Origin of the sequence: Prochlorococcus sp. MIT 1342 (assembly GCF_047304495.1) — a bacterium.
Lineage (GTDB): Bacteria > Cyanobacteriota > Cyanobacteriia > PCC-6307 > Cyanobiaceae > Prochlorococcus > Prochlorococcus marinus_D.
Genome location: NZ_CP138957.1, coordinates 719,096 through 744,925, shown reverse-complemented (window position 1 = coordinate 744,925; position 25,830 = coordinate 719,096). Strand labels below are relative to the sequence as shown.

The window sequence follows — 25,830 nt, the reverse complement described above, 5'->3', positions numbered from 1 at the left end:
GGTTAAGTAGGTTTCTTATCATCATCAAACCATTTAACCTGTTCGCTAAGAACTGCTGCACGGCCGTCGTCTTCTTGAGCAGTTACTGGCTGGAATGGAGAACTCGATAAAGCAAGAGCCGCAGCACCAGTAAGCGATAGAGGAAGGCGGAGTGATAGCTGCACTGGGTTTGAACGCTTAAAAGGTCACTCATTATCTGGTTAATCTCTGGTTGCAGCTATCAGGCCACGTCAACTGCAGTAAAAGTAGACGGAGGAACTTCGAAGACTGAACATCAAAAAGCCCCGCCATGCTGCGGGGCTTTTGTTTATTTGATTTCTGCTCCTAGGGCGGTGATGATTTTTTGTTTTCATCCTTCACCGCTATCCATAGATTCACTCAACCTCTTTAAAAACGCAGTGACCTGGCTCAATGCCAACAGTGAGTTTGAGCACAAGCAACAAGAACATATCCATTTCCTCTGCAAGTAGCACAAATAACTGACATGAAGAAGGGCACCCGCGTTGGATGCCCTCAAGTCCAGGACAGGTTTTCAGGGTTTCTACGTCCTCGGACTCCTAATACAGGTCTAAGCAAGCAGTAATAAGGTGTCAGTAGGAAAAAGTACTGCATGTTGATTGGCTCAACATGCTTGATTTATTGCCCGTGCAAAGAATGCTGCTGTTGTCTATGAATCATTTATTGATGGCTCTAGTGAAGGCTCATCACTAGAGAACCTCAGGAGTAAATCGATCGATAAGCCTCAATAATTTTAACAAGATGTCTGGCCTTTTTGCCATAGAGATCGGGCAAGCATACCCCTATATTTTCAGGCCCGATATAAAGTTCCACAATCTTGTGTGTGTTGTATTGAGTTCTGATGTTTATAATGCCAATCGAATTAATATCTCTCCAGCGGTAGTGGACATTTTGGCGAAACATGTGGCGCCAGCGAATGCCTTCAGCTCCAATCTCTAGCCAGGAACTTCCGGGCCACATATGAATCACAGATACGAGTGCACCAGTGCTGCAACATAGAATTGTCGTTATTGTCCAGAATATTTCAATTGTCTCATTTGTGAGGCAGGTCCAAATACCAAAACCACAGCCCAGAAAGAGCACACTCCAAGTCACTTTGTTGGGATAGAGGACTTGGGTCCCATCATTGGATAAATCTATGGTCATGCACAACTGTACTAATAAGCCTTTCCTAGTCCAAGCGAAGCGAACTGACAAGGGGGAAGTAGCGCATTATGCAAAGTTCACTCGCCCATTAATCTATTCCATGTAAAAGTCAATATCTTTTCTTAGGTTGTTCATCATTGTCCATAGATCCTTTCTGCTTGTATTGACGACTTGCCGTGAAGCCTGAGGCTAAATAGGGTTGTAAGCAATACAAAACCTACAATTGGGAAAGCAAGGAGGTCGTGAGGTGCGGCTGATCCATCCCCCGACAAAACATTCTAAAGACCCCGCTAATTACGCGGTTTTTATTTGACTGCATTCACCTGCGCATAAAGATCTGCCGTTGCATCTGGTTTGAACCTGGCGTAACTACCGAGATGAACTTCAATCGTGTGACCCATGGCTTCAGCGATATTGGCGACAGGCAGATTCGATGCATGTGACGCCTTGGCGTAGCGATGCCTAAAGGTATAGGGCTTTAATACCTCACCAGCCTGATCAGCGTCTTGTCGTAGTTGCTGCCATATCGCTTGCATTTGAGATAAGTGCCAAGTGCATCATCAGCCTTACCATCCTTGGATTACTTCTTGCGGTAGATGCGATGGCATCGGATCAAGACCAAGCCTTCATGCGGCAGGCGATTAAGGTGATGCGCGATGCCGGTGTGGTGAACAAAACCGGTGGCCCCTTCGGTGCGGTGATCGTCAAGGACAGGCAGGTTATCGCCGCTGCAGGAAACAGCGTAATCCAAGATAACGACCCCAGTGCCCATGCTGAGGTGAATGCCATTCGCCAGGCTTGTCGAACACTCGACAGCTGGGATCTCACGGGTTGCGTGATGTATTCGAGCTGTGAATGTTGCCCCATGTGTTACTCGACCGCCTATTGGGCCAACATCCGCAGGGTGTTTTACGCCGCCTCCTGGAGTGATTACGACGATCTCTTCTCCGATCGCGCCATCAATGACGACATCCGCAGAGCCATGCCAGAGAAGCAGATTCGGATGGAGCAGATTCTTCAGGACGAGGCTCAGGCGGTATGGACTGAGTTCCGTCAGCTGCCCGATGGAGCGCGTTATTGACCTTCAGCCCGACAGGCCAAGACTGATAGCCCAACTCAACAGCAGGAGAGCCGCAAGCGAAAGGAGGCTTATCTGGCTATCTCGACGACTGCAGCGTCCGTTGATCCATTGGGCGTAGCAAGTTTGTGTCGCTGGCACCAATAGCCATCCCGTGAGAGCCACGGAACAGATGTTGCCCACCAAAATGGACGTGGAGTAGCCCAACCCCAGAGGGTTGATCAGGCTGTTGAGGATCAGCACCGTGGGATACAGACAAATCAACACCAGCAGGTTCACTTTCCAGGCAGGTGGAGGATCTCCCTCTGCGTCGCCGACAATCCATGAGGCAAAGCCCCGCCAGTTTGTTTCAGCCGAGTAGCTGTAGCCCAGCCCATCCATCGCCCGCAACAGTTGGCTCCGTTCGATGCTCACCATCCACCCCACGAAACACTCGACATCCCTCCAGTAGGTTCGTGTGATAAAGCGATTCGGGTCTTGTGAATCGATCAGATCGGGGCCAACGGTCCCCAGACACCCTGGCCAGTGTTGCTCGGCGGCCAACAGCCGTTGAAGTTCCAACAGAGCCAAATGCTGCGATTCGCTTTGGAGGCTGTGCTCCACCTGAAACTCAAATCCCTTAGATCCCTTACGGTGCTGGGGGGATATGCCGGCCATCCATGTCTCCACACCTCAGCAGTCTGCTGAGGCAGTTGATCTTTGCAACTCCTACATTTCCGGCGTTGGCGGCAGACCACTAAACGGGTTCACCCCACCGTTGAGCATACTGATTGATCAGCGCAAGCATCTGCCGGCATCGGTCCGCGCATACCACAGCCACAGGAGTGGGTAGGGAGATATCAGCCCGCCACTGCCGCAGCCCGCGCCGAGTCTCAGCTGATTGGAGACGATCAGGCGAATATCCAAAGAACAGATCTGTTGGTCAATCCATTCACCTACTGATGGAGAGCGCAAGGGTTGGTTGAAAGCAGACCAATCCGGGTTCTGTTGTGGGGGCTATGGCTCAACTATCTGTGATGTTGACGCGGGTATGAGCCTGACCAGTATTCATCGGCCGGCTCTCATAGCCAGCATTCACTCCATACATCCAGCTGCGGTCACCATTCAGCCAGCGATAACCCAAACGGGTTGAAGTGGAGATGGTGGTGCCAGCCACTTCTGTATTGATGATGCTGCTGGTGCCGTCGTAGTCAGAGAAGTTGGCATTGGCTAGGGCATCAATAAACCAAAAACTGTTCTCACCAACAGCAATCGGAAGAAAGGCACCAATACCGGCTCGATTGGGTGTGCCTGCTCCTTGCAATGCACCTTGAGAGCCCAAGTTGAACTGCACAGCGTCTTTGAGGTTGATCTCCATCACCCCAAGATCTGCGGCATTGCCGTTGCCTTGAGCAGCAGCAGGCAGCAGAGCTGCATTGGAGAGTGCTAATGCTGCAACACCGCTCAGCGATAGAGACAGGCGGAGTGAACGCTGTATTGAAAAGGATCTATTCAGCGCAGAATGCCTTGCTTCTGCTGCTGCCCGCTGTAGTAGGCAGTTTCAGCTTTGCTTAGGGTCAGTAAGCAATAAAAAACCCCGCGCTTGGCGGGGTCATGAATTGGTTGATTGATTCGATTAAACAGCACTGCGGGGTGGAAGCTTGGCAAACAGATCTTTATGCGCATCAACCACATCTTGACAGCTCATAACAGGGGTAAATTCCATCACAATTCCAAATTGAGCACGCCAGGGAGCGAAATGTGTGAACAGCTGCTTATCGCTCTCTGCCCTGCACAAGATGACGACACGCCCTTCGCCTGGCGCATGAACACGGAAAAGGAGTTCAAAACCTTCAAATTTATCTTCCTTTGCCATGGCTCCACTTTCCCATAGTTCAATGAACTGGGCATAGGCGGCTTTCTGAAGCTCAATATCTTCGAATTGGGCATCACATAGAAAGAGCTGCATTGGTTGTGAGTCGAAGGACTTTACTTTCTACATGAGCAAAAAGATGTTTTTACAGTTCGTCAGGATATTAAGATCCAGCTCTTGATCAGAACGGTTTTAGCGCTGAGATTTTAGATCTTCTTTGGTGATCGCAAACCCTGCAGTTTTAGCAATTGCCACAACATCAGCACCTTCTGCTTTGAGTTGCTCTTGTAGTGAGCTATCTGCTTGAACCTTGCGATGAATGCCTTGAGTTGTTCTTCTGATATCAGATTTAAGTTACTGTTTACTAAATAAAGCGCAATCTAGGGCTGATTAGAGAATGCAATTGAAGATTTGACTTTTTGCATCTATAAAAATGATCTACATGACGCTGAGATGTTCAGCACTGACATCTTCATGAGCAACAACTCGTTGAATCGTAGAGCTAGCTAAGGTAAGAGCAGCAGCACTAGCAACTGATCAAGAGAGGCAAATCAAGCGCTGCACTGGGATTGAACACTTAAAAGGGCTCACATTATCTGGCATATTTTTGGTTGCAGCTGTAAGGCCACATCAACTGCTGTAATCAGATCGATACCTGGGCTTTTGAGCTAGATGTATTAATCAACAGCGTGTCTACGTGAATGAACTATTATGTGTTGCCTGTACAGCGTTGTAAGTGAGTTAATGCTCTCGAAGCTTTGCCTAAAAACCCTTTCCTCTCCTTTAATATATGTGAGTATATGTGAGTTATCTCACATTCATTAGTGATCTTAAACAATGCATCCCTAGTTTATTAGAGCAATAATTGCATTAAGGCCAAAAGTCATTTCTAGTTCACTTTTAGACCCAGGAGTTATGACCCCGAACAAGCGTTCTTATCAGGAACAGCCCCAACTAATTCCTGGCAAGGGATTGCATTGAAACAAGTCGAACTTGCTATTCCATAATACGCTATCGACTCAGGCTATTTAGTAATTCAGGGGGCCCAGATCATGATGATGTGAACCTAATTCAAGAAAATAAAAAATTGTTCGTCAACTCAAAAGAGGGGCCTGATTATATTACAACAGGTTCTAACAATGATTTTATTCTATGTGGCTCGGGAGATGATTTTGCAAAAGGTTGGTCTGGTATTGATAGGTTGTTTGGCTAGGGAGGAAAAGACTACTTGCACGGTCAGGATGGCTCGGACTTTATTGATGGGGCGCAATCTTCTTATATCCTAACTGGTGGCTCCGATCCCGATGTATTCATTCAAAGAGCAAGTGAAGCTGGGACTGATCTAATTACCGACTTTAGAGATATTGGCGATAAGATTATTATAAGTGGTGGAAATTGGAAGGTTAGCAGGACAAACAATGGCCTGGCTGACCAACTTGTTTTAGTACATGAGTTCAATCGATCGACTAACCTTATAACTAAAATAGGTCAGGGTCCGCAAGCTTCTGTATCAGATGAAAAGATTCCGAGCGATATGAGTATGAATGGGTTTGCTGCGAAGATTCTCGTCAGCGACTCCGCACTTGAGATTATATGTTTAGACCTGAATGGACAGCCGGGAGGATTTAATTTATTCTATGAATAATAGAATTTCATTCCCGCTTTTATTTTTGTTTGTGATGAGATTTACGATATGGCATTGGGATATTAACCTCAACCAAATCCCAGACGAGTAGCATCCGTGAGTTCCTTTTTTTCTTCATCCGCTAAGTTCAGGTCCTGTGGTTTAATTATTAGGACTTTCCACTCTTTCAAAATACGCTCTCCCCTTTTCTCTTAGCAGATATAAGATCAACTAGCCATTGACTTCCACCTCCAGAAATACCATTTAAGCCTTCATCTACTCCTGGCTGTTCTTGCTTCCGTTGTGATCGCCACCTGCTACGAGGGCGATACCTGCACTACCAGCAAGGGTGAAAGGGTTCGGCTTGCCAGCATCGATGCGGCTGAACTACGCGGGAAATGAGCGCAGCCAGCAGCGCCAGAAGCCGCTCGTAACTATCTGAGAGATTTAGTGGTAGGAAAAGAGGTGGGGATTCGATGGATCAGAGAAGACCGGTATGGACGCACCGTGGGAGAGCTGTTCCTTGGAAAGATGAAAGTTCCGCAAGAGATGTCGCCAGCGGTCATGCAGAGATTTATGGGCGGTACGCCCATAAATGCCACTGGACGCGAAAGCATTAAAATCATCGCCGTCAGATGGCACCTTCAATTTGAACAGCTATCTAGGTTAAAACAGTAATTCAAGTCGTAATTAAATTATCAAAGACCACACTGAAAAATGCCGGATTTTCGTTCAACCATCCCTGCTCAATCAACTGCTCTCTTTCACTTTTAATACCTGTAGTAACATGCATTCCTTCAGGTGATTCGAGTTGCCAAATCGGATCAAGTCCTCGGTATCGCTTAGAATATGCTGAGAAAACAACACCATTGTTAATATAGCCATCTCTTTCAAACTCCTTTTTTTGGCCGCCCCGTATTGCATATACCAAGTCACCTGTATTGGGATGTTCAAACTCGAATACCGACTTGGAAAAGCTATCGTTAGGATTAGCTGCGTAGGGAACATCAACGAATTCCATTACACCGTTTCGCACTGCTGTCGCTGCATTAGCTGAACTTGATGTTAGCTTCATTGATCCCGTAATTGGATCTCTTAGCCGAAAAACTGCTGCCAAGTTGTCTGCCTCGTCATAGTCTGATAATTCCTGACTGGCATAACTAACTACACGTGGATTTTTGATTGCTTTTTCTATCCTGATAGTTTGACCTGGACTTGGCTGAGTATAAGACAATGAGGAAACAGGTGCCGTGCCAGGACCACCTGGATTGTAAATAGGTCTATGAGTATCCTTTCTAGGATCTGGAAGTATGACGTTTTTCAAGGATTTAACTGCTCTTTTAGAAGAGGCGCGAATAATCAGATCAAACTGATTATCATGATCTTCAGCATAACTATACTCAGGATCAGCCGTAAGACCTGGACCAAGATCAGCAATACCTAGGATTTTGATCCTACCTCCTTTAACTCGATACCACTGATTAGACTCACCTATTTTGATTGAATTCCCGCTTCCTACTCCCTTGGCAGTTAGCTGGAAAAAGTCAGAAAATTGTTCAGGTTTCAATCCACTTACGCCGTCGGGCGAAAATCCTCCAGAGGTGAAGAGACGAAGACGATATAATTTTTTACTGGTGCCGTAATATTCAACGCCGTGATTTTTTTCTGACCCTGTAAAACCATCGGGTCCATAATCACCTGCAAGACTCAATTTACTGAGTTTGGCGCCAACCAAAGTTGGTCCGTTGAACAAGTCGTATGGATTACTACTGGTCTTACTTAACCCTGAGCCATCGGCTAGTCCGTCAGGTGTAACCAGCTTCAGTGAATTATCTGAAGACACTACACGGAAGGTTGCAGGGTGGACTGCATCTTCATTATCACTAGGCAATCGATTTCCAAAATAGCCAAAAGCCACTACAGTCTGTCGCTCATTGAATTCATAATTAGGATTAAGTGCTACATATTTTGGCTTTACTACTTCACCATTGTTTAATTCAATCTCAAAGTTTTGGGGAATAACTGTTGAAGGTAATACTGGATGGCTAAACTCTATAGGCATCGCATCCATGAATGTTTCTGATACCGGTGAGTCACTGAATCCAGCACCAGCACTGATAGCGACAAGAGATATTCCACTTGTAATGTTACGAAGTGGAGCGTCAGGAAGAGAGATCTGGGATTCCACAATTCCCGCACCTGCATCTATTGCGAGCTGAATATTTTCAACAGAGTTAAGACGTGGAATACCTTGAATTCCTTCAAATCCATAACTTGCTGCCAAAATTCGAGGCTTTTTATCCAGTCCACCATAAATATCTGCACTGATGATTATGTCGCGGTGCAGCTGATCATACTTAGATGCTTGCGGCACGTCGATTACCTGTGCATATCGTCCAACTTTTAGCAAGCCTTAGCATCGCAGATCGCTCTCTTCAGAATTTCTTAATTTCCAAGGCAGAAAGTCCTTCATTGCAAAAAAGCTATATAGAAGTCTGCCTCGAAATCGCCCTTGATTTCCTCTCACTGTTTATCAATGACTGTATGCCACGAATAACGCAATATCCACTGCCCTAGGCAGATCTTATTCGCAGCTGTTGTACTAATACCTCTAAAAGACTCAGCAAAGCAGATTCTGTTGTGTTTGCAGCTGTATCTTTCTCTTTCTCCCTACTTTTATGCAGTAAGACGTTAATTGTTGTCGCGGAGATGGTTCACATGATGAAGGCCGTGATGAAAGAAGGCTTTCGCACAGGTCAACTCAACTCAGTCATTGGAGCAGCGAATACGTTGTCGCGTGTGGCCAAGCTCTAAGAACGCGTAGCTGCTTGTTGAGGGGCTTGAAACAGCAAGTTCGCGGGGATGTTGATGGGAAGGCTTGCATCCGTAAAACCTATAGCGGTCACGGTGAAAATCACAGCCCAAGGGTTGAGCGGAAGTGGCTTATGGCTGTTGTTGCTCAACTCAGAAGTGATGTGGGTTATCAATGAGCAAATAGTTAGAAGCTCTAGTTCTGCTGAGCAGCTGCTTGCATATTTTCTTATTCCTTATTTAGCATTCACTCTGATAAAACTAAAGATTCATTTGATGACTACGATTATGAAATGGTTTCCCGCAAAGATGATGCCGGGATGAGTTCTACGCGCTCAGAAAGAACAGACTCGATAATGAAGTGCATATAGAATGCCTTTCTGAGATTAATTAAAGATTTCTGATCGGAGGCAGGAGTCGATTCAATTGCTGAATCAATGGCGCACATTGCCTGGAGGTTAGTGACTCGGTCCATCGTGAAAGCTCCGTATCGATGTCTATAGCCTCACCGCAAGAAGTCCTCAAAGCCTTGAGTTAGATCATCTCGCGCTGTGAGATTGGTCATTGCTCTAGTGGCGCGCTAGCAATGACTTCAGTGCATCCATACCCTTCTAGTTCTGCTGATCAGGCCTTAGTTCAAGCTCAAATTGCTTCTGCTGGACAGTTCGCTATCTATGCACAGCAAAAAATGGCTGATATGGCTTCTTCCGCTACCGCTGATTTGGAGGCCCTCGCTGCTTTGACCCCAGCAGGTACGGATTCAGCAAAAGTGATCGACATTCAACCTGTTGCTATCGCTTTGCCTGATTCTGCTAAAGCCATGCTTCCCCAATCCACTCGCATGGCTAATGCGGCCTTGCCTCAGGCAACTTCTCCTTCTTCCTCAGCTAAACGCCGGGCAAGAAGAGCTAAAGCCAAAGCTGCTGCTTCTGAACCAACCAATCTGGTGACGACACTTTGCGTGATCGTGCGCGTGAGCAGCTATCTGGTGCTTTCCACCTGCCGAGTACTCCTCAAGAGATTGCTCTGGTCGGAGACGCGTTAGAAGGCTCAGGCACAGTTCCTCCGCCAATACCTCCGGAAGACGACGAAGCTCGATAAAGAGAGCAAGAAAAACCCCTCGACGCTGCCAGTCGAGGGGCCTCCGCTCTCCAGTGGCTGTTGGTGGGCCTCAGGCGCCGACTCGACAGTTGTCACTCCGGCCTCGACACCAGCTCTTATCTGTTGAAACCGCTTCCCTATGGGGACCCACTACAAAATTGGTGACAAACCCAATACACGAATAAAGTGCGATGCTCTAGGGGTTTCTAGAAGCTATGCATGGACAAGAAAGGCGCTAAGGGTTATTGGATCAGCACTTCAACAGTCACCAATCCAGCTTTATTTGCTGAGTACGTTGAGAAGGTTGGACCTTGGCTCAAAGAAGTTGGTGGAGTGGTTTTTGCTAAAGACACAGAACCTCAAGGGAAAGAGAAGACAGAAGGAGCGAACTTGGCAGTTATTTGTGAGTTCCCTTCGATGAGAGCAGCACTCGATGCTTATGAATCAGCTGAGTATCAAGAGCTAAGCAAAATCCGTTACGCAGCCACAGAGAATGCAACCTTCACGATCATGGAAGGTATGGATGAAGCAGCAAAACTAAGGAGAGCCATGGGTAAGTAGTCGTTTCTTGAAACTGTTACTTGGATGACATCGCCTTTGATGTAAATCGACTAGAAGGCTGATACTTTTTTTGTTTGACATGACCTTTCTGATGCATTGGAGCTTTAAAACTGGATATCACGAGAAAGCAGCTCGTCAGTTCCTTGCGACAGGTGCCCCGATGCCTGAGTGCAAGTCTTGGCAGCGCTTTCACGCACCAGGCTCTGTACAAGGCTGGATCATTGTCGAAACCAACGACGCTGGAGTCTGCTATGAGCATGCAGCTGAGTGGGCTGAGTTCCTTGACTGGGACGTGACTCCCGTCTTCACGGATGATCAGGCAGGCCCATTGATTGCAAAGGTTTATAGCTAACCTCTATTGCAAGCAGTGATGCAAGGGCCTAGCCCAGTTGGAACCTCAGAGGCTCCTGGGGAAGCTTTAGCTGACATCGCCTCTTTCTCACTGAATATTCACCAACCCTCCCCGATCTGGGGGAGGGCAAGACAAACGCATGAATCCTCATTGCACCAAGCGCCTCTTTCCCCATGGCTACTGCTCTGCTGTGCATAACAGGCGTGCTAGCCGGCTTGATCCACAACCGCCTGTTCATGCGCGGGAACACTGCTGATGACACCAGTGAGAGCAAGCTCCTGGGAACGCTCCCTTGAAGCAGACAACGACCCAACACGGGTATAGATGCCATCACTGATCAACATCAGCACGTTGGAGGTGAACAGGTCTGGGATGTTGTCCTTGTAGGTCTGAAGTTGGTTAACGCTGCCCAGACGTCTACCTTCTCATCGGCGTGGTTCTTCAGTTCCAAAACAACGACCGGCAGCCGTTCAGGTGGACGACGACATCAGGACGACGTGTGCTTCCGGCCCTGAATCATCAACTGGGAACTGCAGCGAATAATCAGATCAGGTTGTCGTCCTGGCCTGGAATGATATGCAGATGGGCCGGTTCATGAGCCAGAAACGCATCCCTGTGCACATTCAGAAGCAGGCTGCAGATGTCATCTCCGGCACGGATCAACAGTCCCTCTCCTTTGCAGACCTGATCGTTTTGGCCATTCTCGCCTTTGACCAGTCTTGTCAGAATGAACAGCCTGGTCGGTTCAAAACGAGATAACTCAGGGCTCAGCGATGTTTGAAATTCCCAAACCGATTCACCGCAGCAGGGTTCGACAACTGCTGGGCCGGGAATATCACATTGCCAGACGCAAAGCCAACTGGCTGTTCGGTTCCAGACAATGGGCGACAACACGCGACGTCCTGGCGGCAAGCCACCGCAAATTCTGCCATCAGTCTCTGATCCTGCGCCCTTTAAGGGATGTGGATATGGTGCTTCAGCACAACAAGCGCAGGAATCTGGAGCTAGCGCTTGCGCAACTGGATCGAATCCTGATTCGTCCGGGGGAAACAATGTCCGTGTGGAAGCTGGTCGGACGACCCACTAGACGGAAGGGCTATCTAGAGGGTCTGGTACTGAATCAGGGCAGGATCTCCAGGGGGACAGGAGGAGGCCTTTGTCAGCTGGGAAATCTACTGTTCTGGATGGCGGCCCACAGTCCGCTCACGATTTCAGAGCGCTGGAGGCATGGTTTTGATGTGTTCCCGGATGTGAATCGAACCATTCCCTTTGGTGCCGGAGCAACACTGGCGTACAACTATGTGGATCTGCAGATCACCAACAACACGCCCTATTGCTTCGCGATTCATCTATGGCTGGATGACATCCATCTGCATGGTGAACTCTGCTGTGATGAGGATTACGACTGCATCTACAGCGTCGAGGAGCGTCATCACAGGATCCAGCAGCAGATCTGGGGCGGCTATTCGAGGCACAATCAGCTCTATCGGATCTGCACAGCATCCGATGGTGTTGAGACGGAACAGCTACTGGTGGAAAATCACGCGATCATGATGTACGAGCCGTTGCTGAAAGCGGCGCCATGATGCCTTGATACTGAACGAATCTCAGCCTGTTGAATCGTCATCGCCAATCCCTTGAGAATCGCCAACTAGCTAGCCAACCAAGGCCACTGGATCCCGAAGGCCTCGAGGGGGTCCATCACCAGCTTGTTAAGCGCACGCCCGAGCACCACCTGCGGTTCATCGGTGCGGATGGGGATCACAGAGTGCTGCAGGGTCCTGGGCAGGTCGGCGCCCCTCACGATCCCGCGCCTGAGCAGTGAGTTGCCCGCTTCCAGACCACACACGTAGGCGCGTTCCTGACAAAGGCCTTTAGCACCATGTTCTTTCTCGCCCATCCGCACCCAGTCGCCGGCGCAGACCACCGAAGCCAGTGACGTCTCCATTGGTGGCCGCTTGCTGAAACTTCCCGGCGAGAAGAGAGACACCGAACCCGGATAACGCCGCACCTCCTGATCCACGACCCTGGCCCCCCGGAAGGCAGGCTGCGCTATGGGCAGCAGATCCTGCATCAGGCAGTCGACGATCTCCTGATCGCTCAGCTCGGCGATGGCCGAGGCGTTGTAGAAGTCGCTGGCGATCACCGAACCCTGCGGTGGCTGATCACCCCAGAGCGCCTGCTCCGACTCCCGCTGCAGTTGATCCAACATGAAGAAGGTGGCGCCGGCGCCTCTTAGTGCGCTGAAACGTGAGAACACATTGGCGGGATCGGCGACCGGCACGGTGCGATCCAACCACAGACGGATCGACACCACATCGATCGATCCGAGCGTGGCGGCACGCACAAGCTCTGGCGCCAGCGCGCCGCACTCCGGGGATTGCGCCATCAAAGCACCCATTCCTTTGGCACTCACGGCAAGCACCACGGCATCGACATCCTCGATTAAACCGGTGCTCCCGCTTGTTACGGAACGGGTTGCCACCGAGCGGATGGCCTGAGTCTCCGGCGAGACGTTCAGCCGGGTGGCCAGGGTGCCGCCCAGCACCTCGAGCTGATGCTGCTCCTGCAGCCGCTCACTGAGCGGGGCAATCAGCTGTTCGGCGATGCTTTTCGACCTGATCCAACGCACATCGAAGGAATCCTGATGCGCCAGGGCGTAGTAGTAAAGGAGCTCCATCGTGACAGCGGCCGACAGCTCCTCCGGCGGCTTGAACAGCCCCACCAGCAACGTGGGCCGCAGGAAATCATCGATCATGCGATCACTGATCCTGAGCTGTCTAAACAGCGTCAGCGCATCGATCGAGTCGTAGCTCCTGTATACCGCATCGCTGCGGTTCAGATCGAGCATGGCGTAGAGCAGGCCGGCGATGCTGAGCCGATCAGCAACAGGCAGGCGCTTGAAGTTATTGATCGTTGCAGCAACCTGACCCAGGGGACTCGGCCACAGCGGAGCGTCACCGAAGACAGGAGCCGTCGCCTCCAGGCCTTCAGGTGACCAGAACGCACTAGTGGTGAACTCCGTGAAGATCGAGCCGAGCCCGAGCTCTGCTGTCAGGGCATTGATGTTGGGATAATCCTTCCAGAACCCCCGGGTGCCTGCCTCGAACGGTTTGCCGCTTGGCGTGGTGAGGGGCTGACTGCCGGTTGGATCCGCCATCCCATCCATCAGGGTTACGCGAACACCCGCTTCGCAGAGTGCCTTGGCCGCACCCCAGCCAGCCCAGCCGGCCCCGATGACAACCGCATGAGATTGCTTTTTACCCGGAGAACCTTCGGCCATGAAGCTGTTTTACATCGGCCCAAGCTAAAGAGATGAACTCATCAACCATGGGCTTCCTTAGCCACCTTGTGACAAAGGCAACTCTTGAAGGAAGTCTTCGTTGTCTCCACAGAGCAACTACTATTTCTTCGTCCCTGCTTACATGGGTAAGCGCAGCTAGCCCGAGCCCTGTAGCAAACACCTCAGAGGCAGCGCAGCAAGACCCCTCTCTCTCGTTAAGAGCACCTAAAAACTGACCTAAATTGGGTTAATGCTTCGGAGGGCTATTTAAAAAAATGGTTTTTCGCACCCTGAGAACAGACACTCGTAGACGTGTTGAGGAGATCATCCATCGCTTAGCGACTGGAGAACCTGTCAGCCTCGAGGAGCGGGCTCAGCTTCAGAAGTATGCACTCCACATTCCTTTTGTTGCAGGCCAATTGAGGAAAGCCCTTAAACACCGAGAGGAGCTGGAGGCAGATGGACTTATTGAATAATCGGAGGGTTGGCTCGCCACTGTCAGCTCTCTTTCTGATCTGGCCACCACACTCTTAGCTTAAGGAGGCGAGAGCTTTCTGCGCTCATGCATTCTAGATACTCAAGGATGTGGCTTTGCTATTGCTCAACATGTTTGCGATGAGCATGTAGAGCCTCAATGAGTTGTTCTTCTGACATTAGTTTAGGTGTTGGTTGTTATTTGTAAGTTTATGGTGCCAGCTATCGGATGTCATTTCCAACAAATATTGAAGTGGTTAAAGCAATACAAAGCCCCTGCAGTTGCAAGGGCTTTGCATTGCTTTTGAACCGTGATGCCATACCAACAACAGGCTTGAGTGGTTGACGCCGCCGAAATGGCGTCTGTCGAACGATCAAGATTGCGCCGCAAGCGTTCTTAGCCATGACGACAGATAACGACAACAAGGGCACCAACACATAAGTGCATGCCGTTTCAGGGCATGGGCACACCTGCTCTAGTTGTCATGGCTATTAATTCTATGCTTCCCATATTCGCGCTTCGAGAGCTGCACAAACAACTGAAGAAGCCCACGAACCCTAAAAGGGTATCTCCACTGGAGAAGGACGTTATGAGCCACTGCTTGGAAAAAGCAGAAAGAACAAACCAGGCCCTAGGGGGGGCTCTTTTTTTTAGCGGCATGCCAGCATTCCTGATCTGGAGATTGCTCAATGACTGAAACCAAGAAACCAAGTCCTATGAAGGACTTCACAGACAAGCTCTTCGATCTGTGCAGGGAATATCAGCAAGAGATCCCACCGCACAAAATTGCAGAAGTGCTAAGGGACTACGCAGAGCGGTTGGATTGATGGTGCGTTTCTCATGCTCTTGGCCTCAACGATCGCTGAAGTGTGCACACTAAAAATGCCCCCTATGTGAGAACAGAAGGAATCAACAACTAATAAACGACCAGCTGACCGCCATCATCCGGCCCAGCGGTCACTCTTTGGTGGCGGCAAACTCTGTATATGGCTCTACTTCCTGTAGACAGGCTGCAATTCGGCAATCTGCTTCTCGAGCTGATCAACAACTCAAAGATGCTCTGCTCTGCGTGCATCAAGACGAGCAACGCGCTGTGCGTTTTGACACTCCTGCGCAGCCTTGTACTCAGAATCAGGGATCACAACAACGCGATCACGAGAAATGGTGTAGCCAAAGGGAGCATTGAAGCCTTCGTCGAATCGTGAGTACAGGTCGTGCAGTTCAAGACCTCTACAGCATGACGCCATCAGAAGGTGAGAGCGAACTAAAAAGGTCGTAAGAACAAGGGCCGGGCGGGGCTAGGCATCACCTCCTGAACGTCTCGAATATGGTTTGCGTCAAAAAGAATCCATCGATCAACCCATCGCATCTTCGAGGGAAGGCCAGAGCTTGTTTACTTGAGCCAAGTTTCAACCCAGGGTTTCTCTCCTGGGATCTTGTCGATGAGGAAGACCTGCCCCTCGCTTGGCTCGCTGGCCTTGCCGTTGTCCTGACATGCATCAATACAAGCCTCGATCCCCTTCTTCTCAGGTTGGGCACAACTTTTTGTTCTTGCATTCCTGGCCATGTGAGAACATCAGCTTGACGAGCCCTTCCGTATCTAGATGAGCAGCAAGGAAAGCGAGCAGGAAATCGATCTTCGGATTGCTCGTATCAAGAACGAATTGGCTGAGGCAGAGGCTCGTCTAAAAAACGAAATCGCTGAGATATTGGCTCGTCTAAAGAAAGAGTTGGCGGAGGTAGAAGCTCCTCTAAAAAAGGAATTGGCAGAAGCAGAGTTACAAAGGGGTTATATCCGTGCTGCTGCTAGGCAAAAGGAGATCCTGAAAGGTCTTCTCGAGCAGAAGCCAAGAGCTTGACTTGCTAGCTCGAACTTGTGCAGGAGGGTGACACAACCCCCTACCAATGGCTGACATGGCCCTCCAACCCTCTTTTTTCAAAAAGCTCTCGCATCTTCGAGGTGTGCGAAGCTGCTACAAATACCGATGGGTTAGCGAGTGACCCTTCAAACGACTCGCCGCTAAAAATGTGAAGATAATATCTACTAGCAGCTGGTCTATCAATGAACTATCAAATGTTGCTCGAATGCCATGCCGCAGGTACAGCAATAACTGTAAGAGAGGCACAGCTATTGGATCTAGAGTTGGACTCCCAAATCGCAAGTATCAAAGTTTCTCGAACGCAGGGTTGTATTGAAGTCGCTCCTGATCACATTTGCCAATCAGCTGGTGTCTGCAAAGGTAGTTTCTGGATCACTTGCTTTGCCGCTGTACTTGATCAGGTCACTCCTGTATCAGCTGGGAAGAAAGCAAGAGGCGCAACAGTCTTTGATGAGTTAATCAACAATCGTTATCTAGTTGATCATTAGGTACTTGAGAACACACAGCTGCTATGCGATGAACAGACAGCTGGTGTGCCCCATGAATAAAAAGGAGAGAGACCTCAGTCTTTTTTCATTCCTTCAATTGAAGTAGCCTGATAGCTGCAGCCAATAGGGAAGTAGATAATGAAGCACCTTTTAAGCATGCAACGACCCCATAGGCACTTTGGATGATGACGCTACTGCTGGGAGGAACGCACCTATTCTCTTGTTCATTTTTCAGGGCATAGACCTCATAATTCCCACCCCCAGTAAAGTTAATCCAGTGACTGCAAGCGAAAGCTTTCTTTCTTTGCCATTTCTGGATTTAGTTCAGCCCATTTCTTCATCGCTGGGTTGGCATCCAAGTAAGCCTTATAACTGCATTTGTATTGACGGAGCCTGAAATCGCACTTTGGCGCTTCACGTCTTTCTCGAGCAGCTTGTTCTGAAGGGCTCTCCCATCCAGCAGGAGGTTTTTGACAAGTGCTGTTGTAGCCGATTTGAGGTTCGCCAGGAGGACATTCAGGATTGATGCTTGCTCTTGCGCTGCCTTGAAGTTGCATCACTCCAGCTCCATACCAAAAAGATCCCTTGCATCCCCAATCAGCTTTCCCTGCAACTCGTTGGTCATGTCCGGTATCAAAGCCAAGGCCCGTTGATGTGTTGTAGACACATTTAACCTCCATGCAGTTGCCTCCACCAACGTAGGCAAACCCTGATGGGCATTGATTACCTTCTGCAATATCTGCACCTTGTGAGCGAATCTGCCTGGTCGTGTTACTAGTGTCGCCTTTCATTGCTCTGACACAGCCAGCGTAGTCTTTAGCTTCAATACAAAGCTTGTGTATCGAAGGTTCGACTTGTGGATTCGCTTTAGAAGCAGCAGCAATAAAGAGCAATGATCCGAGACCTGCAGCAAAAGAGATTGAAGAAATGAATTTCATTGTTGGTTGATGATCTTCAGGTTTTCAGCTTCGCTCCAGGAATGAATGCTAATGCAACTGCGGAGCCTTTAGATAGTTGACTTCGATTGAAGCAAAATTCATATTAAGGTTTTAATTGTGACGCTCTCAACTCAGACAAACACACTATCGCACAGCCAACCTGCAGCAGCAACATCCAGAAAGAGATTTTTTGATCTTGCTATTTCCCCTAAAAGAAGGATTTCCCGCCAGATTGGAGGAAGAGCATTTTCAATCAATAAAGCTAAGTTTTCCCCAAAGAAACTACAGCCTTTTTCTTTGTTTAAAAGATACTTGTTTTCACGATACAAAGGATATGATTAGGGTCAATGGACTAAAGGCATGGATTTATTGCTAGCGCTAGGCATTCCAATGGTGGTCTTGGGTCTAGCCTATCTACTGATCAATAATGCTTCAGGATTTCCTGTTTGGCTAGAGAGGCTAACGAATAGAAGTGGAGCAATCTGGACATATGGTGTAATCATCATTGCCGTTATTTCCATAGTTAGATACGCCAGTGGAAATTAACGATGGGTTCATACCTTTTTAATTGAAACAATGCAAGAGTTCTCGAAAGCTAGTTTCATCGCACTATTTCCTTCTCCCAGATACGCTCCAGCGATGCTCTGAAGTCTTCTGTAGCGAATGCTCTATTCAGTGTCTTCTGGAAGAGTAGATGGGAGAGTCTTCTTAATTTCAGGCCAACCGCGAAGCAAGCAACTGCCCAAGCAAGGATTACCCAAATGGGATGTTGCATCGCTAAAGAGCCTCCACTCAGACAATGCTCTATCAGGCTCCTATCGGCACGAAACCGTCATCAAGTTGCAATCTGCCGCCTGATCGGCTCACATGCCTCCCCGTGCTTATCCCCATCCAGACGGGAGTCTCCTTGTCTGAGCAGTTCCTGGCTGCAGGCTATGAACTGATGTCCTTGCAGCGATAACGTGTTCCCTTGCTATTGCTCTGCTTATTTGTCCTGTAGTGTCATAGACGCTTGATCCCAGCAGAAACAGACCACATTCCCAGTCCTCCTGGCCTGAAAGTGATCTCTAGACCTGTGTAGGACTGTGATCACACCCTTTGATGTACTGCCAATAGACAAAGGCATTTCCCGACTTCACTAATGAGTGGTTGATGTTGCTGCCATTGAGAATGACTTCTGCAACGGTTCTTGCATAGCGGTCAGTTGCCTTGGAGCGGAGAGTCACATCAGATCCAACCGCTCATAGAGCCTTTATTACTTGTCGTGCTGATATGTCATACGGCGACTGTGAGGTCTCTGGAGCGACTATGCAGGCAAAGGCGCACTTGGATTGATTGGCTGCATTCTGTGACGGCGAGAGTGTCACCATCACCTATCGCAAGTACTTCTGCTGCATTGCATGGGTCTACCCAGACAGCATGAAGAAGAACTAGAAGTCTCTTGCCCATATCCGCTCCAAGAACTTGTAGAACTCTTTCTTAGTCAACGGTTTAGCAAGCTCTTGCTTTCTCTTAGCTCTCCTGATCCACCAAATCATCAAACCCCAGTAGAAAATAACCAGCAAACCAACTTCGAGATAACTCCAGTGCAAGTGCCCCATCAGTTCTCTCCCAGTCCTTTTAGTTCCTTCCGTAGGACACGGTTAAGGTTGTCATCGCAGCCAATGATCATCTGCGTGTCAATCGTGCCTTGCCTATAAGCGGCACATCCCTTGGCACAAAAATCTTTAGTTATCTGCTGGCATCGATCAAAGGCTCTAGAAGGCAATTGAGATTTCAAATTCTTATTGATCTTTTCAAAGACAAGTGTCTCAGTAGTGAGGCGGCTTTGAGTCTTCAACTGGAAAGTAAGCACGTTCTTCCTCATCAGATTCTTGGCTGTTGAGGTACTCATCAACCTCGTCATAGGAATCATCATCGACATCTCTTTCGTGAACAGTCACGCCTAAAACTCCATTTGATCTCATCTAACTCAATTTTGCCTGATCACATCTCATGGTTATAGTAGGAAGAAGCGTAGGTCAAGCAATAGAAGGGGTCTATGGCATTGCTGGTGAAGACGCCGGTGCCCTATCTCACAATTCACGAGGCTCTATCTAGGCTTAAGACATAGCCGTGTCATAGATGTCCCGCCTTAGCTCAAGCCTGCTCCTGATGCTGATCTCACTGAACAACTCACAGTAGAAACCACGCTTGGGTTCAGGGTTCGCATCTAAGAAGAGGAGGTCCACAAGCGGCTAGAAATCGCGTTGTTAAAAATTCCAATCCGCTGAGCTACTTTCGCTCGCGTAAAAACCAGAAAATCCTCTTACTAGTGTATACAAGCTAAATCCATTAATTATTCTCAGATTCCAAGTCTAGAACGGCTAAGACATAACATTCAAGAACGGAATCTTCTAATTATGCTAAAATATATAAATGATCTTCAAGCCTCTATATGCGACGCACGCCAATCTCAGATTTTATCCTCAAATGTGCAATAGCTGGCATATTACTCTGCACATCAACAATCTCTGCGGAGGCAAAGGATAAAGTCATTGAAGGCACAGCCTATAGCTATAATTGTAGAGAAGGGCTCTGGAAAAGCAAAATAATTGGTCGTGGAGTCAACGACAAAGACTGGATTACAATTGAAAGGCTGGAGGAGCTTTCAGGTACTCGACAAGTAAATGTTAGGAATGATATTGAAAAATCATGCCAATCCTCTTCACTAATCTCTAAGGCTAAAAGAGCATTTGGAGCCGATTGTGAGCTCGTAAGTGATTCTTTTGATCCTGGGAATTGGCAAATTGATTATGCAAGTAGATTCAACACTCATGGGAGTAAGTACTTGATCTTCGCAATAAGATATGGTGATGGAAGCAGGAGGCTCTGCCTTTCGAAGAATAATTTCAGAGACAACTCACCCATCGAAACCCCAGGCAGGAGCCTGTTTCTCCACAACATCGCAAGACAAGCGGGTTCATCGGTTATTGAATACGAGTATCATCCTGGGAATGGATGGGGCTACGAGGTTAAAAAGTACCGACTAGATTTTAGTGATCCAGAACGACCAAGTTTTAGCGTCGTTGATAGTTGGATCCATCAGCGGTAAATAGAATTCGGCTTAACTGAGGCAGGCAGAATACTACTTATGCTTATCTCAAAGCAAATGCTAAGGCTCAGTTGCTATTGCCTTGCAGCTTTAAACCTATAAGATTTAGCTAATCAGTCATTTGCCAATGGATCGAAATGTTTTAGGCGAACCTCTCGAGATTTGTAGTTGTGATCCGAACACGGGTTGGTATCGAGACGGAAAATGTAGAACTGATGGATATGACCTTGGTCAGCATACGGTTTGCTGCGTGATCAGCGAGCAATTTCTGACCTATAGCAAAGCTCAAGGGAACGATCTATCAACGCCAATGCCTCAGTATGGATTCTCAGGGTTGAAACCAGGTGATCATTGGTGTGTATGTGCATCTCGTTGGAAACAAGCCTATGATGATGGCATGGCCCCAAATATTCGATTAGAGGCAACGAATATCGAAGTTTTGGCAATTGTAGATCTTCAGATACTCAAGCAATACAGTCATGCTTGAGCTGCATAGATCTTTGAGAATTTAGAGCACTAAGAGGCATGATCGATATCTCGGATGCGCTAAGGAATCATTATTTAATACTCTTTAAGCAATACTTTGGCATCAATCAGATTTATGTTTGTTGAAGAACTAAATACTTCCCAGTACTTTAAGGGATATTGGCCATGGTTGTTATCAATCCTCCCTTTCTGAAGGGCTTTCAGTAAAGGTCTGCTCCAAGCGCCTTTTGAATTCATCGTCCCGACTGATTGGACTAAGATCCCTTTGCGGCTTGAAGTTTGTGCCGACTTCCTTTGGAGGCTTGAATTCGACTCGCAAGTCCCTTCTTTTACTGAATAGTCCCATCGTCATACCTAGCCACCAGAACTGAAGTCCAGCGAAAACAAGAAAACAGAGCCCAAGCCCTATGTAGCCAGCGTTCATCTCCATACAGGAAGCCTTGCATACAACTGGCATGGGCTCGATATGAGCGGCTTTGGCAAGAACAGGCGAACGCCTGCCAAACGAGAGAAGAAGTGAATCAAAGCTCGTGAACTCGACCAGCTCGCAGTTGTTGACCAGCTCGCGGAGCAGATTGCTGACCGCTGGCTGCTAATGATGTGGGATCAGCCTGGCGCTGCTTAGGTGGGATAAAACAAACAGGGACTAGGGATCTTGGATCAAAGAGAACGTCTACTCCCCCCTGTTGCTATGCGAGTGGGCATTTGATACCTAAGCTTGTTGCCTTGGTGCGTGCAAACGCCTTGTGACTTAGCCAAAGTTGGAACGAACGCATGAGCTGCCCTCTGTACCTACCAGAGGGCCTTTTTTTATGGCAGAGGAGATAGACCTCGATCTGCTCAATCAACGTCGCCCTGCTTCCAGCCAGTGCCATCGATAGAAGGAGCCCAAACCTTGATGCAGTCGGTTCTCGTCGCCTCTTCCCATTCCTTACTCTCCTCATTCTGCAGATATTGACTCCACTCTTTGATTGAGTCGCCCCATCTTTCTCCGACGCACCACTGTGGGCATAGGTCGAAGTATTTTTCTGATAGTCAAGGTTGGCGTATAGATTTCTCAGCTCTAGAAGGAGCAGCCAGAGCTCCGATCAGCAAGAAGAGCATCAGAGCTTGAGCCGCATTGGCGAATGTATTTCTTTGGTTCTCCCAATAGCCTGAAGGGAGCCTTCTTTCTCTTGGGGCCTCAGTTCACATAAAGCCAGCGCGCCTGATCAAGCACCTGCTTCAACTGGTCGTCATCCAGAGCAAGGGCTTCTGGCCAAACATCAGAGAGCCAAGCACGTAGCTTGATGCAATCGATTCCAGCCTTGCTCTGCCAGGGTGTGAAAAACTCCTCCTGAGCAGCCAGAACTCGGAACTTCAGGAACTCCAGCAAGCGGGCTCGCAGCCGCTGTTGGTTTGGCATTCAATGGATCGTTCCGGTCCGTTAAAAATACAACTCCGATCCAAGAAAAAAGAAGTCAAGAAGAAACAGTAAGAGAGAGATGGATTAGCCGGCCTATAAGTGCCCCAAACTGGTGAATAGACGCAAGCACGCAAGCAGCAATCAACAACTGGATGATCACCAACCATCAGAGCAAGCTCCTTAAGATCATCGATAAAATCGGCTTGGGAGAAGAGAACAAGCTGAAGAATGACTCATTTCACCTCGTTTACTGAGCCATTTGGTCAGCAAAACCTCCTGATTGATTTTGAATTGATCCAAGCTGACTTTTCCCTGGTTGCTCAGCAACTCACCTCTTAAAGCCATGGTGTTGATCTTGTGAAGGTTTACACCCTCACGCTGCAGTTCAAGATTGCCTGAGGAACAAAAGACCCCCGAGGAACCAGGAGGTCTTTTCTCTCCCACACCCGTAGGTGCTAGCGGTCAGGTTTCCGCTGCCGCTAACCCATTGTCTGACACTGCTTCTTGCTGACAAGGCTGCAATTCGGCAATCTGCTTCTCGAGCTGATCAACAACTGAAAGATGCTCTGCTCTGCGTGCTTCAAGACGAGCAACGCGCTGTGCATTTTGACGTTCCTGAGCAGCCTTGAACGCAGAATCAGGGATCACAACAACGCGATCACGAGGAATGGTGTAGCCAAAGGGAGCATTGAAGACTTCGTCGAATCGTAAATACATGCCATTCAGTTCAAGACCCCTACAGCATGACGCCATCAGAATTTTCGACCGAACCAAAAAGGTCGTAAGAACCAGGGCCGGTCGGCGATAGACATCGCCCCCTAAACGGCTCGTGTACGGTTTTTGCGAATCAAAATCCATCGATCAATCCATCGCATCTTTGAGGGAACCCCAGAGCTTCTTTGCTTGCGCAAGATTTCAAAGCAAACGCTTCTCTCCTGTGATCTTGTTGATGACATAGAACCGCTACTCGATTGGATCGCTGGTTTCGCCGTTGACCTGATCTTCAGCAATAAGAGGCCCGACCCAATTCTTCTCAGACTGGGAGCAACTTTTATTGTTCTTGCTCTATCTGGTCATGTAAGCCCATCAGATGTGTGCAAGGCTTCTCTTATGCAACACGCTCTGAGTTGAGATGAATGCTGGCTATATCGCTCTTGGGATCTGTTTGCTTGTCTTCCTTGGCCTTCAGTTTTGGTGGGTAGGAATGACGATGAGAAATGGCCGTGGTGGGGCCAACGGATGGGGTAGAACAGGGCTTTTTGACTTCAGGTCTCAACAAGAGGTCAAACCAAAAGACAGCATCCAGAGCTACAAAATCAGAAAGCAGTTAGAGGAAACCTTCTCTAAAAGCCCTTAAAGGCCCTCGAACACCTCGGTGGTGCGCACTCCACCGGTCTTTCGATTTACGCAGATCAGATGTGTGCAAGGCTGCCGGTGTACAACAGGTGGTCTAAGTTTCAATACCCCCTTGACCTGCTATGGAGACGAACGCTGCTTTAGCACTTCTTCTCTCTTTGCTTGTCTTATTTGGCCTTGGTTTTTGGTGGTTGTTCAGAATGACGATCAGGAAAGGCCCTGATCGGGCCAGCGAAGTGGGAAAAGCAGGAGGGCTCTTTAACTTCAGTTCTCAACAGAAGGGCAGCTCACGGCGCAAGATCGCACCAAACGACGCAATCAAAGAGCGATTGGAAAAAACCTTTGCTGATAGCGCTTCACGAACGGAGGACTAAGACGCCTTAACCCTGATGAGGGTATTCCTGCCACCAATCTTTCTTGCGCTGCTTCCATCGCTCACGCGGGTCATCCACGTGGGGATTGATCGTCTTGGTTTTCAGTAAGGCAGGCTCAGCCTTCATCGAGCGGCCTTTGATAACTCGATATCGCGCTCGAGATCGCTAAGAGCAGCGCAATCCATGAATTGCAGAAACCACTAGCCCTTGGGGTCAAGCAACAAATACGCCGCGCCGCGCTTCATCTCACGCATCATTGTCAGTCGCCCATCAAGATCTTGCCTTCGCCATACGTCTCTGGCGGGTCAGGGATGGGCTGTTCCTCTGGGTTTTGTGGGATGGCTTCTTCCATCCCCAAATCGATTTCAACGAAAAGAAGAGATAGGGCACCAATGAGTAGAACAGCTCCTGCGAGTAGAGACCAATGGCGACTGTCCATACAGCGATGAGGCAAGCACATTGACCTCTTCTACTGGATTTTGCCCTCACCCCCCCTATTGAGCAAACGAATCAATCTCTTGATAAGGGTGGACAGGTGGAACTCAAACCAGTCATCATGAGAATGATTCCCATTCCCACTCTTAAGTCTTGGTTCTGCGTCTATCGGCAGAGGCTACGGCTGGAGACCCAAGGCCCTTTCAGGGCGGTGAGTTGGACCAACTCCAAATGATGACCATGCGAGTTCCACGCAATCAGCCAACAGCCTTGTTGCTACAACCATGAGCAAAACCTGGCTGATCTCCGGGCCTCCCGGCTGCGGCAAAACAACCTGGATCCTCAACACAATGCAGAGCCACTCCGGCTGTTGTGGATACCTGCGACTTGAGGGTTACGCCGATGAAGGCCTTGAACAGGCCCCCGACACGGGAATAGATCTTGCCTTTCTCCAAGATCAAATTCCTCAACTGAGAGACCTCACTGATCCGCATCTAGACCTCGCATCCCAACCGGACGACTTGCTGGCATTGATCGAAGTTCCTCAGTTCCGCCCTCCCAAGGAGACTGGTCTGATCGGGATCGATCCTCGCGTCAAAGCTCAGCTCGAGGCGTTCCACCTGCTCCCTGATCGGCATCTCCACTTCGGCCAAGACCCTGAATTGCCGAAGCGAGACAGCTTGGAATTCAGCAAACTCGAATCCTGGACCATCAGCCTTCACAAATATGTCTGGGACCCCAGCAGCCTCAACAGCTTCTGGTTCGAACTTGTGAACGGTGCCTATGGCGATGTTTACCGAGCCAAGGCATTAATGAATCTGCCTGATGGTCGTGCATTTTTCTGCAACTGGATGATGACTCAGGACGGTTCACAGTTCCTGCCCCTACAAGCAGTTGCACCACCAAATGGCCGCCCCACTCGAGTGTCTGAATTGGTGGTTCAAGGCAAAGCGCTCGATGCAGTCGGCGCTCAGTCGACGATCGACGACTGCCTGCTCAACGATGCCGTATTGGAGATGCATCAGGCACCTCTGCGGGATCGGCAACCAGAACTCACTCACTCACGCTGATTG

The 25,830-nt window shown here is 48.8% G+C and carries 36 protein-coding genes and 2 pseudogenes; 17 read left to right on the top strand and 21 right to left on the bottom strand.

Annotated elements, in window-relative coordinates:
• Positions 1-2: 2 nt before the first annotated feature.
• Positions 3-164: a hypothetical protein gene (locus SIB79_RS03965; protein WP_236072478.1), complete on the bottom strand. Its 162-nt coding sequence runs from the start codon at positions 162-164 to the stop codon at positions 3-5.
• Positions 165-1,469: 1,305 nt separating this feature from the next.
• Positions 1,470-1,700, bottom strand: a complete 231-nt coding sequence (locus SIB79_RS03960) for a hypothetical protein (protein WP_063402864.1) — start codon at positions 1,698-1,700, stop codon at positions 1,470-1,472.
• 65 nt (positions 1,701-1,765) lie between these two features.
• Between SIB79_RS03960 and SIB79_RS03955 the strand changes: the two genes are divergently transcribed.
• Complete coding sequence (locus SIB79_RS03955) at positions 1,766-2,245, top strand: nucleoside deaminase (protein ID WP_063402863.1); 480 nt, start codon at positions 1,766-1,768, stop codon at positions 2,243-2,245.
• A 3-nt stretch (positions 2,246-2,248) separates the two neighbouring features.
• Here the strand turns inward: SIB79_RS03955 and SIB79_RS03950 are convergent, their stop codons facing one another.
• From SIB79_RS03950 to SIB79_RS03935, 4 genes and pseudogenes are all read right to left on the bottom strand, one after another.
• A complete protein-coding gene (locus tag SIB79_RS03950; RefSeq protein WP_063402862.1) occupies positions 2,249-2,899 on the bottom strand; it encodes a hypothetical protein in 651 nt (216 codons plus the stop codon).
• Between the two features lie 352 nt (positions 2,900-3,251).
• Positions 3,252-3,719: pseudogene (locus SIB79_RS03945) on the bottom strand (carbamoyl-phosphate synthase); the annotation flags it as partial.
• A gap of 138 nt (positions 3,720-3,857) precedes the next feature.
• Positions 3,858-4,190, bottom strand: coding sequence for a DUF3303 domain-containing protein (locus SIB79_RS03940; RefSeq protein ID WP_063400611.1), 333 nt, complete (start codon positions 4,188-4,190; stop codon positions 3,858-3,860).
• A gap of 99 nt (positions 4,191-4,289) precedes the next feature.
• Positions 4,290-4,438: pseudogene (locus tag SIB79_RS03935) on the bottom strand (Nif11-like leader peptide family RiPP precursor); the annotation flags it as partial.
• A gap of 884 nt (positions 4,439-5,322) precedes the next feature.
• Between SIB79_RS03935 and SIB79_RS03930 the strand changes: the two are divergent.
• Together SIB79_RS03930 and SIB79_RS03925 are read left to right on the top strand one after the other, a co-directional pair.
• Complete coding sequence (locus SIB79_RS03930; RefSeq protein ID WP_063402861.1) at positions 5,323-5,739, top strand: hypothetical protein; 417 nt, start codon at positions 5,323-5,325, stop codon at positions 5,737-5,739.
• A gap of 429 nt (positions 5,740-6,168) precedes the next feature.
• Positions 6,169-6,396 carry a hypothetical protein gene (locus tag SIB79_RS03925; RefSeq protein ID WP_063402860.1) on the top strand — a complete coding sequence of 76 codons (228 nt, stop codon included), beginning with the start codon at positions 6,169-6,171 and terminating at the stop codon, positions 6,394-6,396.
• Position 6,397: 1 nt separating this feature from the next.
• Here the strand turns inward: SIB79_RS03925 and SIB79_RS03920 are convergent, their stop codons facing one another.
• Both SIB79_RS03920 and SIB79_RS03915 read right to left on the bottom strand, forming a co-directional pair.
• Positions 6,398-8,092, bottom strand: a complete 1,695-nt coding sequence (locus tag SIB79_RS03920; protein WP_155724543.1) for a hypothetical protein — start codon at positions 8,090-8,092, stop codon at positions 6,398-6,400.
• A gap of 436 nt (positions 8,093-8,528) precedes the next feature.
• Entirely contained in the window at positions 8,529-8,681 is a 153-nt protein-coding gene (locus SIB79_RS03915; protein WP_413681138.1) for a hypothetical protein, read from the bottom strand.
• A gap of 434 nt (positions 8,682-9,115) precedes the next feature.
• Between SIB79_RS03915 and SIB79_RS03910 the strand changes: the two genes are divergently transcribed.
• From SIB79_RS03910 to SIB79_RS03900, 3 genes are all read left to right on the top strand, one after another.
• Positions 9,116-9,574: a hypothetical protein gene (locus SIB79_RS03910; protein ID WP_063402857.1), complete on the top strand. Its 459-nt coding sequence runs from the start codon at positions 9,116-9,118 to the stop codon at positions 9,572-9,574.
• A gap of 275 nt (positions 9,575-9,849) precedes the next feature.
• A complete protein-coding gene (locus tag SIB79_RS03905; RefSeq protein ID WP_063402856.1) occupies positions 9,850-10,191 on the top strand; it encodes a DUF1330 domain-containing protein in 342 nt (113 codons plus the stop codon).
• A 79-nt stretch (positions 10,192-10,270) separates the two neighbouring features.
• The gene (locus SIB79_RS03900) at positions 10,271-10,543 is read left to right on the top strand and encodes a DUF3303 domain-containing protein (protein WP_041385049.1); all 273 of its coding nucleotides are present in this window, start codon (positions 10,271-10,273) and stop codon (positions 10,541-10,543) included.
• 206 nt (positions 10,544-10,749) lie between these two features.
• On the opposite strand, the gene SIB79_RS03895 is transcribed toward SIB79_RS03900, so the two are convergent.
• Positions 10,750-10,887, bottom strand: coding sequence for a hypothetical protein (locus SIB79_RS03895; RefSeq protein ID WP_196757558.1), 138 nt, complete (start codon positions 10,885-10,887; stop codon positions 10,750-10,752).
• A gap of 250 nt (positions 10,888-11,137) precedes the next feature.
• Here SIB79_RS03895 and SIB79_RS03890 point away from each other — a divergent pair, with 250 nt between their 5' ends.
• Positions 11,138-11,302 (top strand): hypothetical protein, encoded by a 165-nt coding sequence (locus SIB79_RS03890; protein ID WP_155724539.1) that lies wholly within the window; start codon positions 11,138-11,140, stop codon positions 11,300-11,302.
• Positions 11,303-11,316: 14 nt separating this feature from the next.
• On the top strand, positions 11,317-12,129 hold the full coding sequence (locus tag SIB79_RS03885; RefSeq protein ID WP_063402854.1) for a VanW family protein: 813 nt from the start codon (positions 11,317-11,319) through the stop codon (positions 12,127-12,129).
• Between the two features lie 65 nt (positions 12,130-12,194).
• Here the strand turns inward: SIB79_RS03885 and SIB79_RS03880 are convergent, their stop codons facing one another.
• Complete coding sequence (locus SIB79_RS03880; protein WP_063402853.1) at positions 12,195-13,826, bottom strand: FAD-dependent oxidoreductase; 1,632 nt, start codon at positions 13,824-13,826, stop codon at positions 12,195-12,197.
• Positions 13,827-14,101: 275 nt separating this feature from the next.
• Here SIB79_RS03880 and SIB79_RS03875 point away from each other — a divergent pair, with 275 nt between their 5' ends.
• Entirely contained in the window at positions 14,102-14,302 is a 201-nt protein-coding gene (locus SIB79_RS03875; protein ID WP_063402852.1) for a hypothetical protein, read from the top strand.
• 220 nt (positions 14,303-14,522) lie between these two features.
• On the opposite strand, the gene SIB79_RS03870 is transcribed toward SIB79_RS03875, so the two are convergent.
• The 3 genes from SIB79_RS03870 to SIB79_RS03860 all read right to left on the bottom strand — a co-directional run bounded on the left by SIB79_RS03870 (position 14,523) and on the right by SIB79_RS03860 (position 15,868).
• Positions 14,523-14,705 (bottom strand): hypothetical protein, encoded by a 183-nt coding sequence (locus SIB79_RS03870; protein ID WP_155724538.1) that lies wholly within the window; start codon positions 14,703-14,705, stop codon positions 14,523-14,525.
• 645 nt (positions 14,706-15,350) lie between these two features.
• Positions 15,351-15,548, bottom strand: a complete 198-nt coding sequence (locus SIB79_RS03865) for a hypothetical protein (protein WP_236072474.1) — start codon at positions 15,546-15,548, stop codon at positions 15,351-15,353.
• A 146-nt stretch (positions 15,549-15,694) separates the two neighbouring features.
• Complete coding sequence (locus SIB79_RS03860; RefSeq protein ID WP_155724537.1) at positions 15,695-15,868, bottom strand: hypothetical protein; 174 nt, start codon at positions 15,866-15,868, stop codon at positions 15,695-15,697.
• Between the two features lie 37 nt (positions 15,869-15,905).
• Here SIB79_RS03860 and SIB79_RS03855 point away from each other — a divergent pair, with 37 nt between their 5' ends.
• Together SIB79_RS03855 and SIB79_RS03850 are read left to right on the top strand one after the other, a co-directional pair.
• Positions 15,906-16,160 carry a hypothetical protein gene (locus SIB79_RS03855; RefSeq protein WP_011825822.1) on the top strand — a complete coding sequence of 85 codons (255 nt, stop codon included), beginning with the start codon at positions 15,906-15,908 and terminating at the stop codon, positions 16,158-16,160.
• Positions 16,161-16,363: 203 nt separating this feature from the next.
• Positions 16,364-16,669 (top strand): hypothetical protein, encoded by a 306-nt coding sequence (locus SIB79_RS03850; RefSeq protein WP_063402848.1) that lies wholly within the window; start codon positions 16,364-16,366, stop codon positions 16,667-16,669.
• Between the two features lie 269 nt (positions 16,670-16,938).
• Here the strand turns inward: SIB79_RS03850 and SIB79_RS03845 are convergent, their stop codons facing one another.
• The 5 genes from SIB79_RS03845 to SIB79_RS03825 all read right to left on the bottom strand — a co-directional run bounded on the left by SIB79_RS03845 (position 16,939) and on the right by SIB79_RS03825 (position 19,550).
• Positions 16,939-17,460 (bottom strand): hypothetical protein, encoded by a 522-nt coding sequence (locus SIB79_RS03845; RefSeq protein ID WP_155724536.1) that lies wholly within the window; start codon positions 17,458-17,460, stop codon positions 16,939-16,941.
• 278 nt (positions 17,461-17,738) lie between these two features.
• Positions 17,739-17,936 carry a hypothetical protein gene (locus SIB79_RS03840; RefSeq protein ID WP_063402846.1) on the bottom strand — a complete coding sequence of 66 codons (198 nt, stop codon included), beginning with the start codon at positions 17,934-17,936 and terminating at the stop codon, positions 17,739-17,741.
• A 738-nt stretch (positions 17,937-18,674) separates the two neighbouring features.
• Positions 18,675-18,833 (bottom strand): thermonuclease family protein, encoded by a 159-nt coding sequence (locus SIB79_RS03835; protein ID WP_236072472.1) that lies wholly within the window; start codon positions 18,831-18,833, stop codon positions 18,675-18,677.
• Between the two features lie 49 nt (positions 18,834-18,882).
• Positions 18,883-19,056 (bottom strand): hypothetical protein, encoded by a 174-nt coding sequence (locus SIB79_RS03830; RefSeq protein WP_236072470.1) that lies wholly within the window; start codon positions 19,054-19,056, stop codon positions 18,883-18,885.
• Positions 19,057-19,418: 362 nt separating this feature from the next.
• A complete protein-coding gene (locus SIB79_RS03825) occupies positions 19,419-19,550 on the bottom strand; it encodes a hypothetical protein (RefSeq protein WP_268873530.1) in 132 nt (43 codons plus the stop codon).
• A 494-nt stretch (positions 19,551-20,044) separates the two neighbouring features.
• Between SIB79_RS03825 and SIB79_RS03820 the strand changes: the two genes are divergently transcribed.
• Positions 20,045-20,701, top strand: a complete 657-nt coding sequence (locus tag SIB79_RS03820) for a hypothetical protein (RefSeq protein WP_063402844.1) — start codon at positions 20,045-20,047, stop codon at positions 20,699-20,701.
• Positions 20,702-20,828: 127 nt separating this feature from the next.
• Positions 20,829-21,188, top strand: a complete 360-nt coding sequence (locus tag SIB79_RS03815) for a DUF2237 family protein (protein ID WP_063402843.1) — start codon at positions 20,829-20,831, stop codon at positions 21,186-21,188.
• A gap of 1,182 nt (positions 21,189-22,370) precedes the next feature.
• Here the strand turns inward: SIB79_RS03815 and SIB79_RS03810 are convergent.
• Together SIB79_RS03810 and SIB79_RS03805 are read right to left on the bottom strand one after the other, a co-directional pair.
• On the bottom strand, positions 22,371-22,592 hold the full coding sequence (locus SIB79_RS03810; RefSeq protein WP_011130345.1) for a hypothetical protein: 222 nt from the start codon (positions 22,590-22,592) through the stop codon (positions 22,371-22,373).
• A 462-nt stretch (positions 22,593-23,054) separates the two neighbouring features.
• Positions 23,055-23,450 (bottom strand): guanylate-binding protein, encoded by a 396-nt coding sequence (locus SIB79_RS03805; protein WP_236072468.1) that lies wholly within the window; start codon positions 23,448-23,450, stop codon positions 23,055-23,057.
• A gap of 274 nt (positions 23,451-23,724) precedes the next feature.
• Between SIB79_RS03805 and SIB79_RS03800 the strand changes: the two genes are divergently transcribed.
• Positions 23,725-23,949 carry a hypothetical protein gene (locus SIB79_RS03800; RefSeq protein WP_041384414.1) on the top strand — a complete coding sequence of 75 codons (225 nt, stop codon included), beginning with the start codon at positions 23,725-23,727 and terminating at the stop codon, positions 23,947-23,949.
• Positions 23,950-24,070: 121 nt separating this feature from the next.
• Positions 24,071-24,322 carry a hypothetical protein gene (locus SIB79_RS03795; protein ID WP_063402838.1) on the top strand — a complete coding sequence of 84 codons (252 nt, stop codon included), beginning with the start codon at positions 24,071-24,073 and terminating at the stop codon, positions 24,320-24,322.
• A 259-nt stretch (positions 24,323-24,581) separates the two neighbouring features.
• On the opposite strand, the gene SIB79_RS03790 is transcribed toward SIB79_RS03795, so the two are convergent.
• Positions 24,582-24,761: a hypothetical protein gene (locus tag SIB79_RS03790; protein ID WP_063402837.1), complete on the bottom strand. Its 180-nt coding sequence runs from the start codon at positions 24,759-24,761 to the stop codon at positions 24,582-24,584.
• A gap of 149 nt (positions 24,762-24,910) precedes the next feature.
• On the opposite strand from SIB79_RS03790, the gene SIB79_RS03785 reads away from it, so the two are divergent.
• Both SIB79_RS03785 and SIB79_RS03780 read left to right on the top strand, forming a co-directional pair.
• Positions 24,911-25,045, top strand: a complete 135-nt coding sequence (locus SIB79_RS03785; protein WP_255359768.1) for a hypothetical protein — start codon at positions 24,911-24,913, stop codon at positions 25,043-25,045.
• The gene (locus tag SIB79_RS03780; RefSeq protein ID WP_063402836.1) at positions 25,042-25,827 is read left to right on the top strand and encodes a GTP-binding protein; all 786 of its coding nucleotides are present in this window, start codon (positions 25,042-25,044) and stop codon (positions 25,825-25,827) included. The genes SIB79_RS03785 and SIB79_RS03780 overlap by 4 nt, the downstream gene beginning before the upstream one ends.
• Positions 25,828-25,830: the final 3 nt, after the last annotated feature.

What these genes read in the sequence shown, in the direction of transcription:
- SIB79_RS03960 (WP_063402864.1), bottom strand. Translation starts at nt 1,700, where the DNA reads ATGCAAGCGATATGGCAGCAACTACGACAAGACGCTGATCAGGCTGGT.
- SIB79_RS03955 (WP_063402863.1), top strand. Translation starts at nt 1,766, where the DNA reads ATGGCATCGGATCAAGACCAAGCCTTCATGCGGCAGGCGATTAAGGTG.
- SIB79_RS03950 (WP_063402862.1), bottom strand. Translation starts at nt 2,899, where the DNA reads ATGGCCGGCATATCCCCCCAGCACCGTAAGGGATCTAAGGGATTTGAG.
- SIB79_RS03940 (WP_063400611.1), bottom strand. Translation starts at nt 4,190, where the DNA reads ATGCAGCTCTTTCTATGTGATGCCCAATTCGAAGATATTGAGCTTCAG.
- SIB79_RS03910 (WP_063402857.1), top strand. Translation starts at nt 9,116, where the DNA reads ATGACTTCAGTGCATCCATACCCTTCTAGTTCTGCTGATCAGGCCTTA.
- SIB79_RS03905 (WP_063402856.1), top strand. Translation starts at nt 9,850, where the DNA reads ATGGACAAGAAAGGCGCTAAGGGTTATTGGATCAGCACTTCAACAGTC.
- SIB79_RS03900 (WP_041385049.1), top strand. Translation starts at nt 10,271, where the DNA reads ATGACCTTTCTGATGCATTGGAGCTTTAAAACTGGATATCACGAGAAA.
- SIB79_RS03895 (WP_196757558.1), bottom strand. Translation starts at nt 10,887, where the DNA reads ATGTTGATCAGTGATGGCATCTATACCCGTGTTGGGTCGTTGTCTGCT.
- SIB79_RS03890 (WP_155724539.1), top strand. Translation starts at nt 11,138, where the DNA reads ATGAGCCAGAAACGCATCCCTGTGCACATTCAGAAGCAGGCTGCAGAT.
- SIB79_RS03885 (WP_063402854.1), top strand. Translation starts at nt 11,317, where the DNA reads ATGTTTGAAATTCCCAAACCGATTCACCGCAGCAGGGTTCGACAACTG.
- SIB79_RS03880 (WP_063402853.1), bottom strand. Translation starts at nt 13,826, where the DNA reads ATGGCCGAAGGTTCTCCGGGTAAAAAGCAATCTCATGCGGTTGTCATC.
- SIB79_RS03875 (WP_063402852.1), top strand. Translation starts at nt 14,102, where the DNA reads ATGGTTTTTCGCACCCTGAGAACAGACACTCGTAGACGTGTTGAGGAG.
- SIB79_RS03870 (WP_155724538.1), bottom strand. Translation starts at nt 14,705, where the DNA reads ATGGCTAAGAACGCTTGCGGCGCAATCTTGATCGTTCGACAGACGCCA.
- SIB79_RS03865 (WP_236072474.1), bottom strand. Translation starts at nt 15,548, where the DNA reads ATGGCGTCATGCTGTAGAGGTCTTGAACTGCACGACCTGTACTCACGA.
- SIB79_RS03860 (WP_155724537.1), bottom strand. Translation starts at nt 15,868, where the DNA reads ATGGCCAGGAATGCAAGAACAAAAAGTTGTGCCCAACCTGAGAAGAAG.
- SIB79_RS03855 (WP_011825822.1), top strand. Translation starts at nt 15,906, where the DNA reads ATGAGCAGCAAGGAAAGCGAGCAGGAAATCGATCTTCGGATTGCTCGT.
- SIB79_RS03850 (WP_063402848.1), top strand. Translation starts at nt 16,364, where the DNA reads ATGAACTATCAAATGTTGCTCGAATGCCATGCCGCAGGTACAGCAATA.
- SIB79_RS03845 (WP_155724536.1), bottom strand. Translation starts at nt 17,460, where the DNA reads ATGAAAGGCGACACTAGTAACACGACCAGGCAGATTCGCTCACAAGGT.
- SIB79_RS03830 (WP_236072470.1), bottom strand. Translation starts at nt 19,056, where the DNA reads ATGGGCAAGAGACTTCTAGTTCTTCTTCATGCTGTCTGGGTAGACCCA.
- SIB79_RS03820 (WP_063402844.1), top strand. Translation starts at nt 20,045, where the DNA reads ATGCGACGCACGCCAATCTCAGATTTTATCCTCAAATGTGCAATAGCT.
- SIB79_RS03815 (WP_063402843.1), top strand. Translation starts at nt 20,829, where the DNA reads ATGGATCGAAATGTTTTAGGCGAACCTCTCGAGATTTGTAGTTGTGAT.
- SIB79_RS03810 (WP_011130345.1), bottom strand. Translation starts at nt 22,592, where the DNA reads ATGCCAAACCAACAGCGGCTGCGAGCCCGCTTGCTGGAGTTCCTGAAG.
- SIB79_RS03805 (WP_236072468.1), bottom strand. Translation starts at nt 23,450, where the DNA reads ATGGATTTTGATTCGCAAAAACCGTACACGAGCCGTTTAGGGGGCGAT.
- SIB79_RS03800 (WP_041384414.1), top strand. Translation starts at nt 23,725, where the DNA reads ATGAATGCTGGCTATATCGCTCTTGGGATCTGTTTGCTTGTCTTCCTT.
- SIB79_RS03795 (WP_063402838.1), top strand. Translation starts at nt 24,071, where the DNA reads ATGGAGACGAACGCTGCTTTAGCACTTCTTCTCTCTTTGCTTGTCTTA.
- SIB79_RS03790 (WP_063402837.1), bottom strand. Translation starts at nt 24,761, where the DNA reads ATGGACAGTCGCCATTGGTCTCTACTCGCAGGAGCTGTTCTACTCATT.
- SIB79_RS03780 (WP_063402836.1), top strand. Translation starts at nt 25,042, where the DNA reads ATGAGCAAAACCTGGCTGATCTCCGGGCCTCCCGGCTGCGGCAAAACA.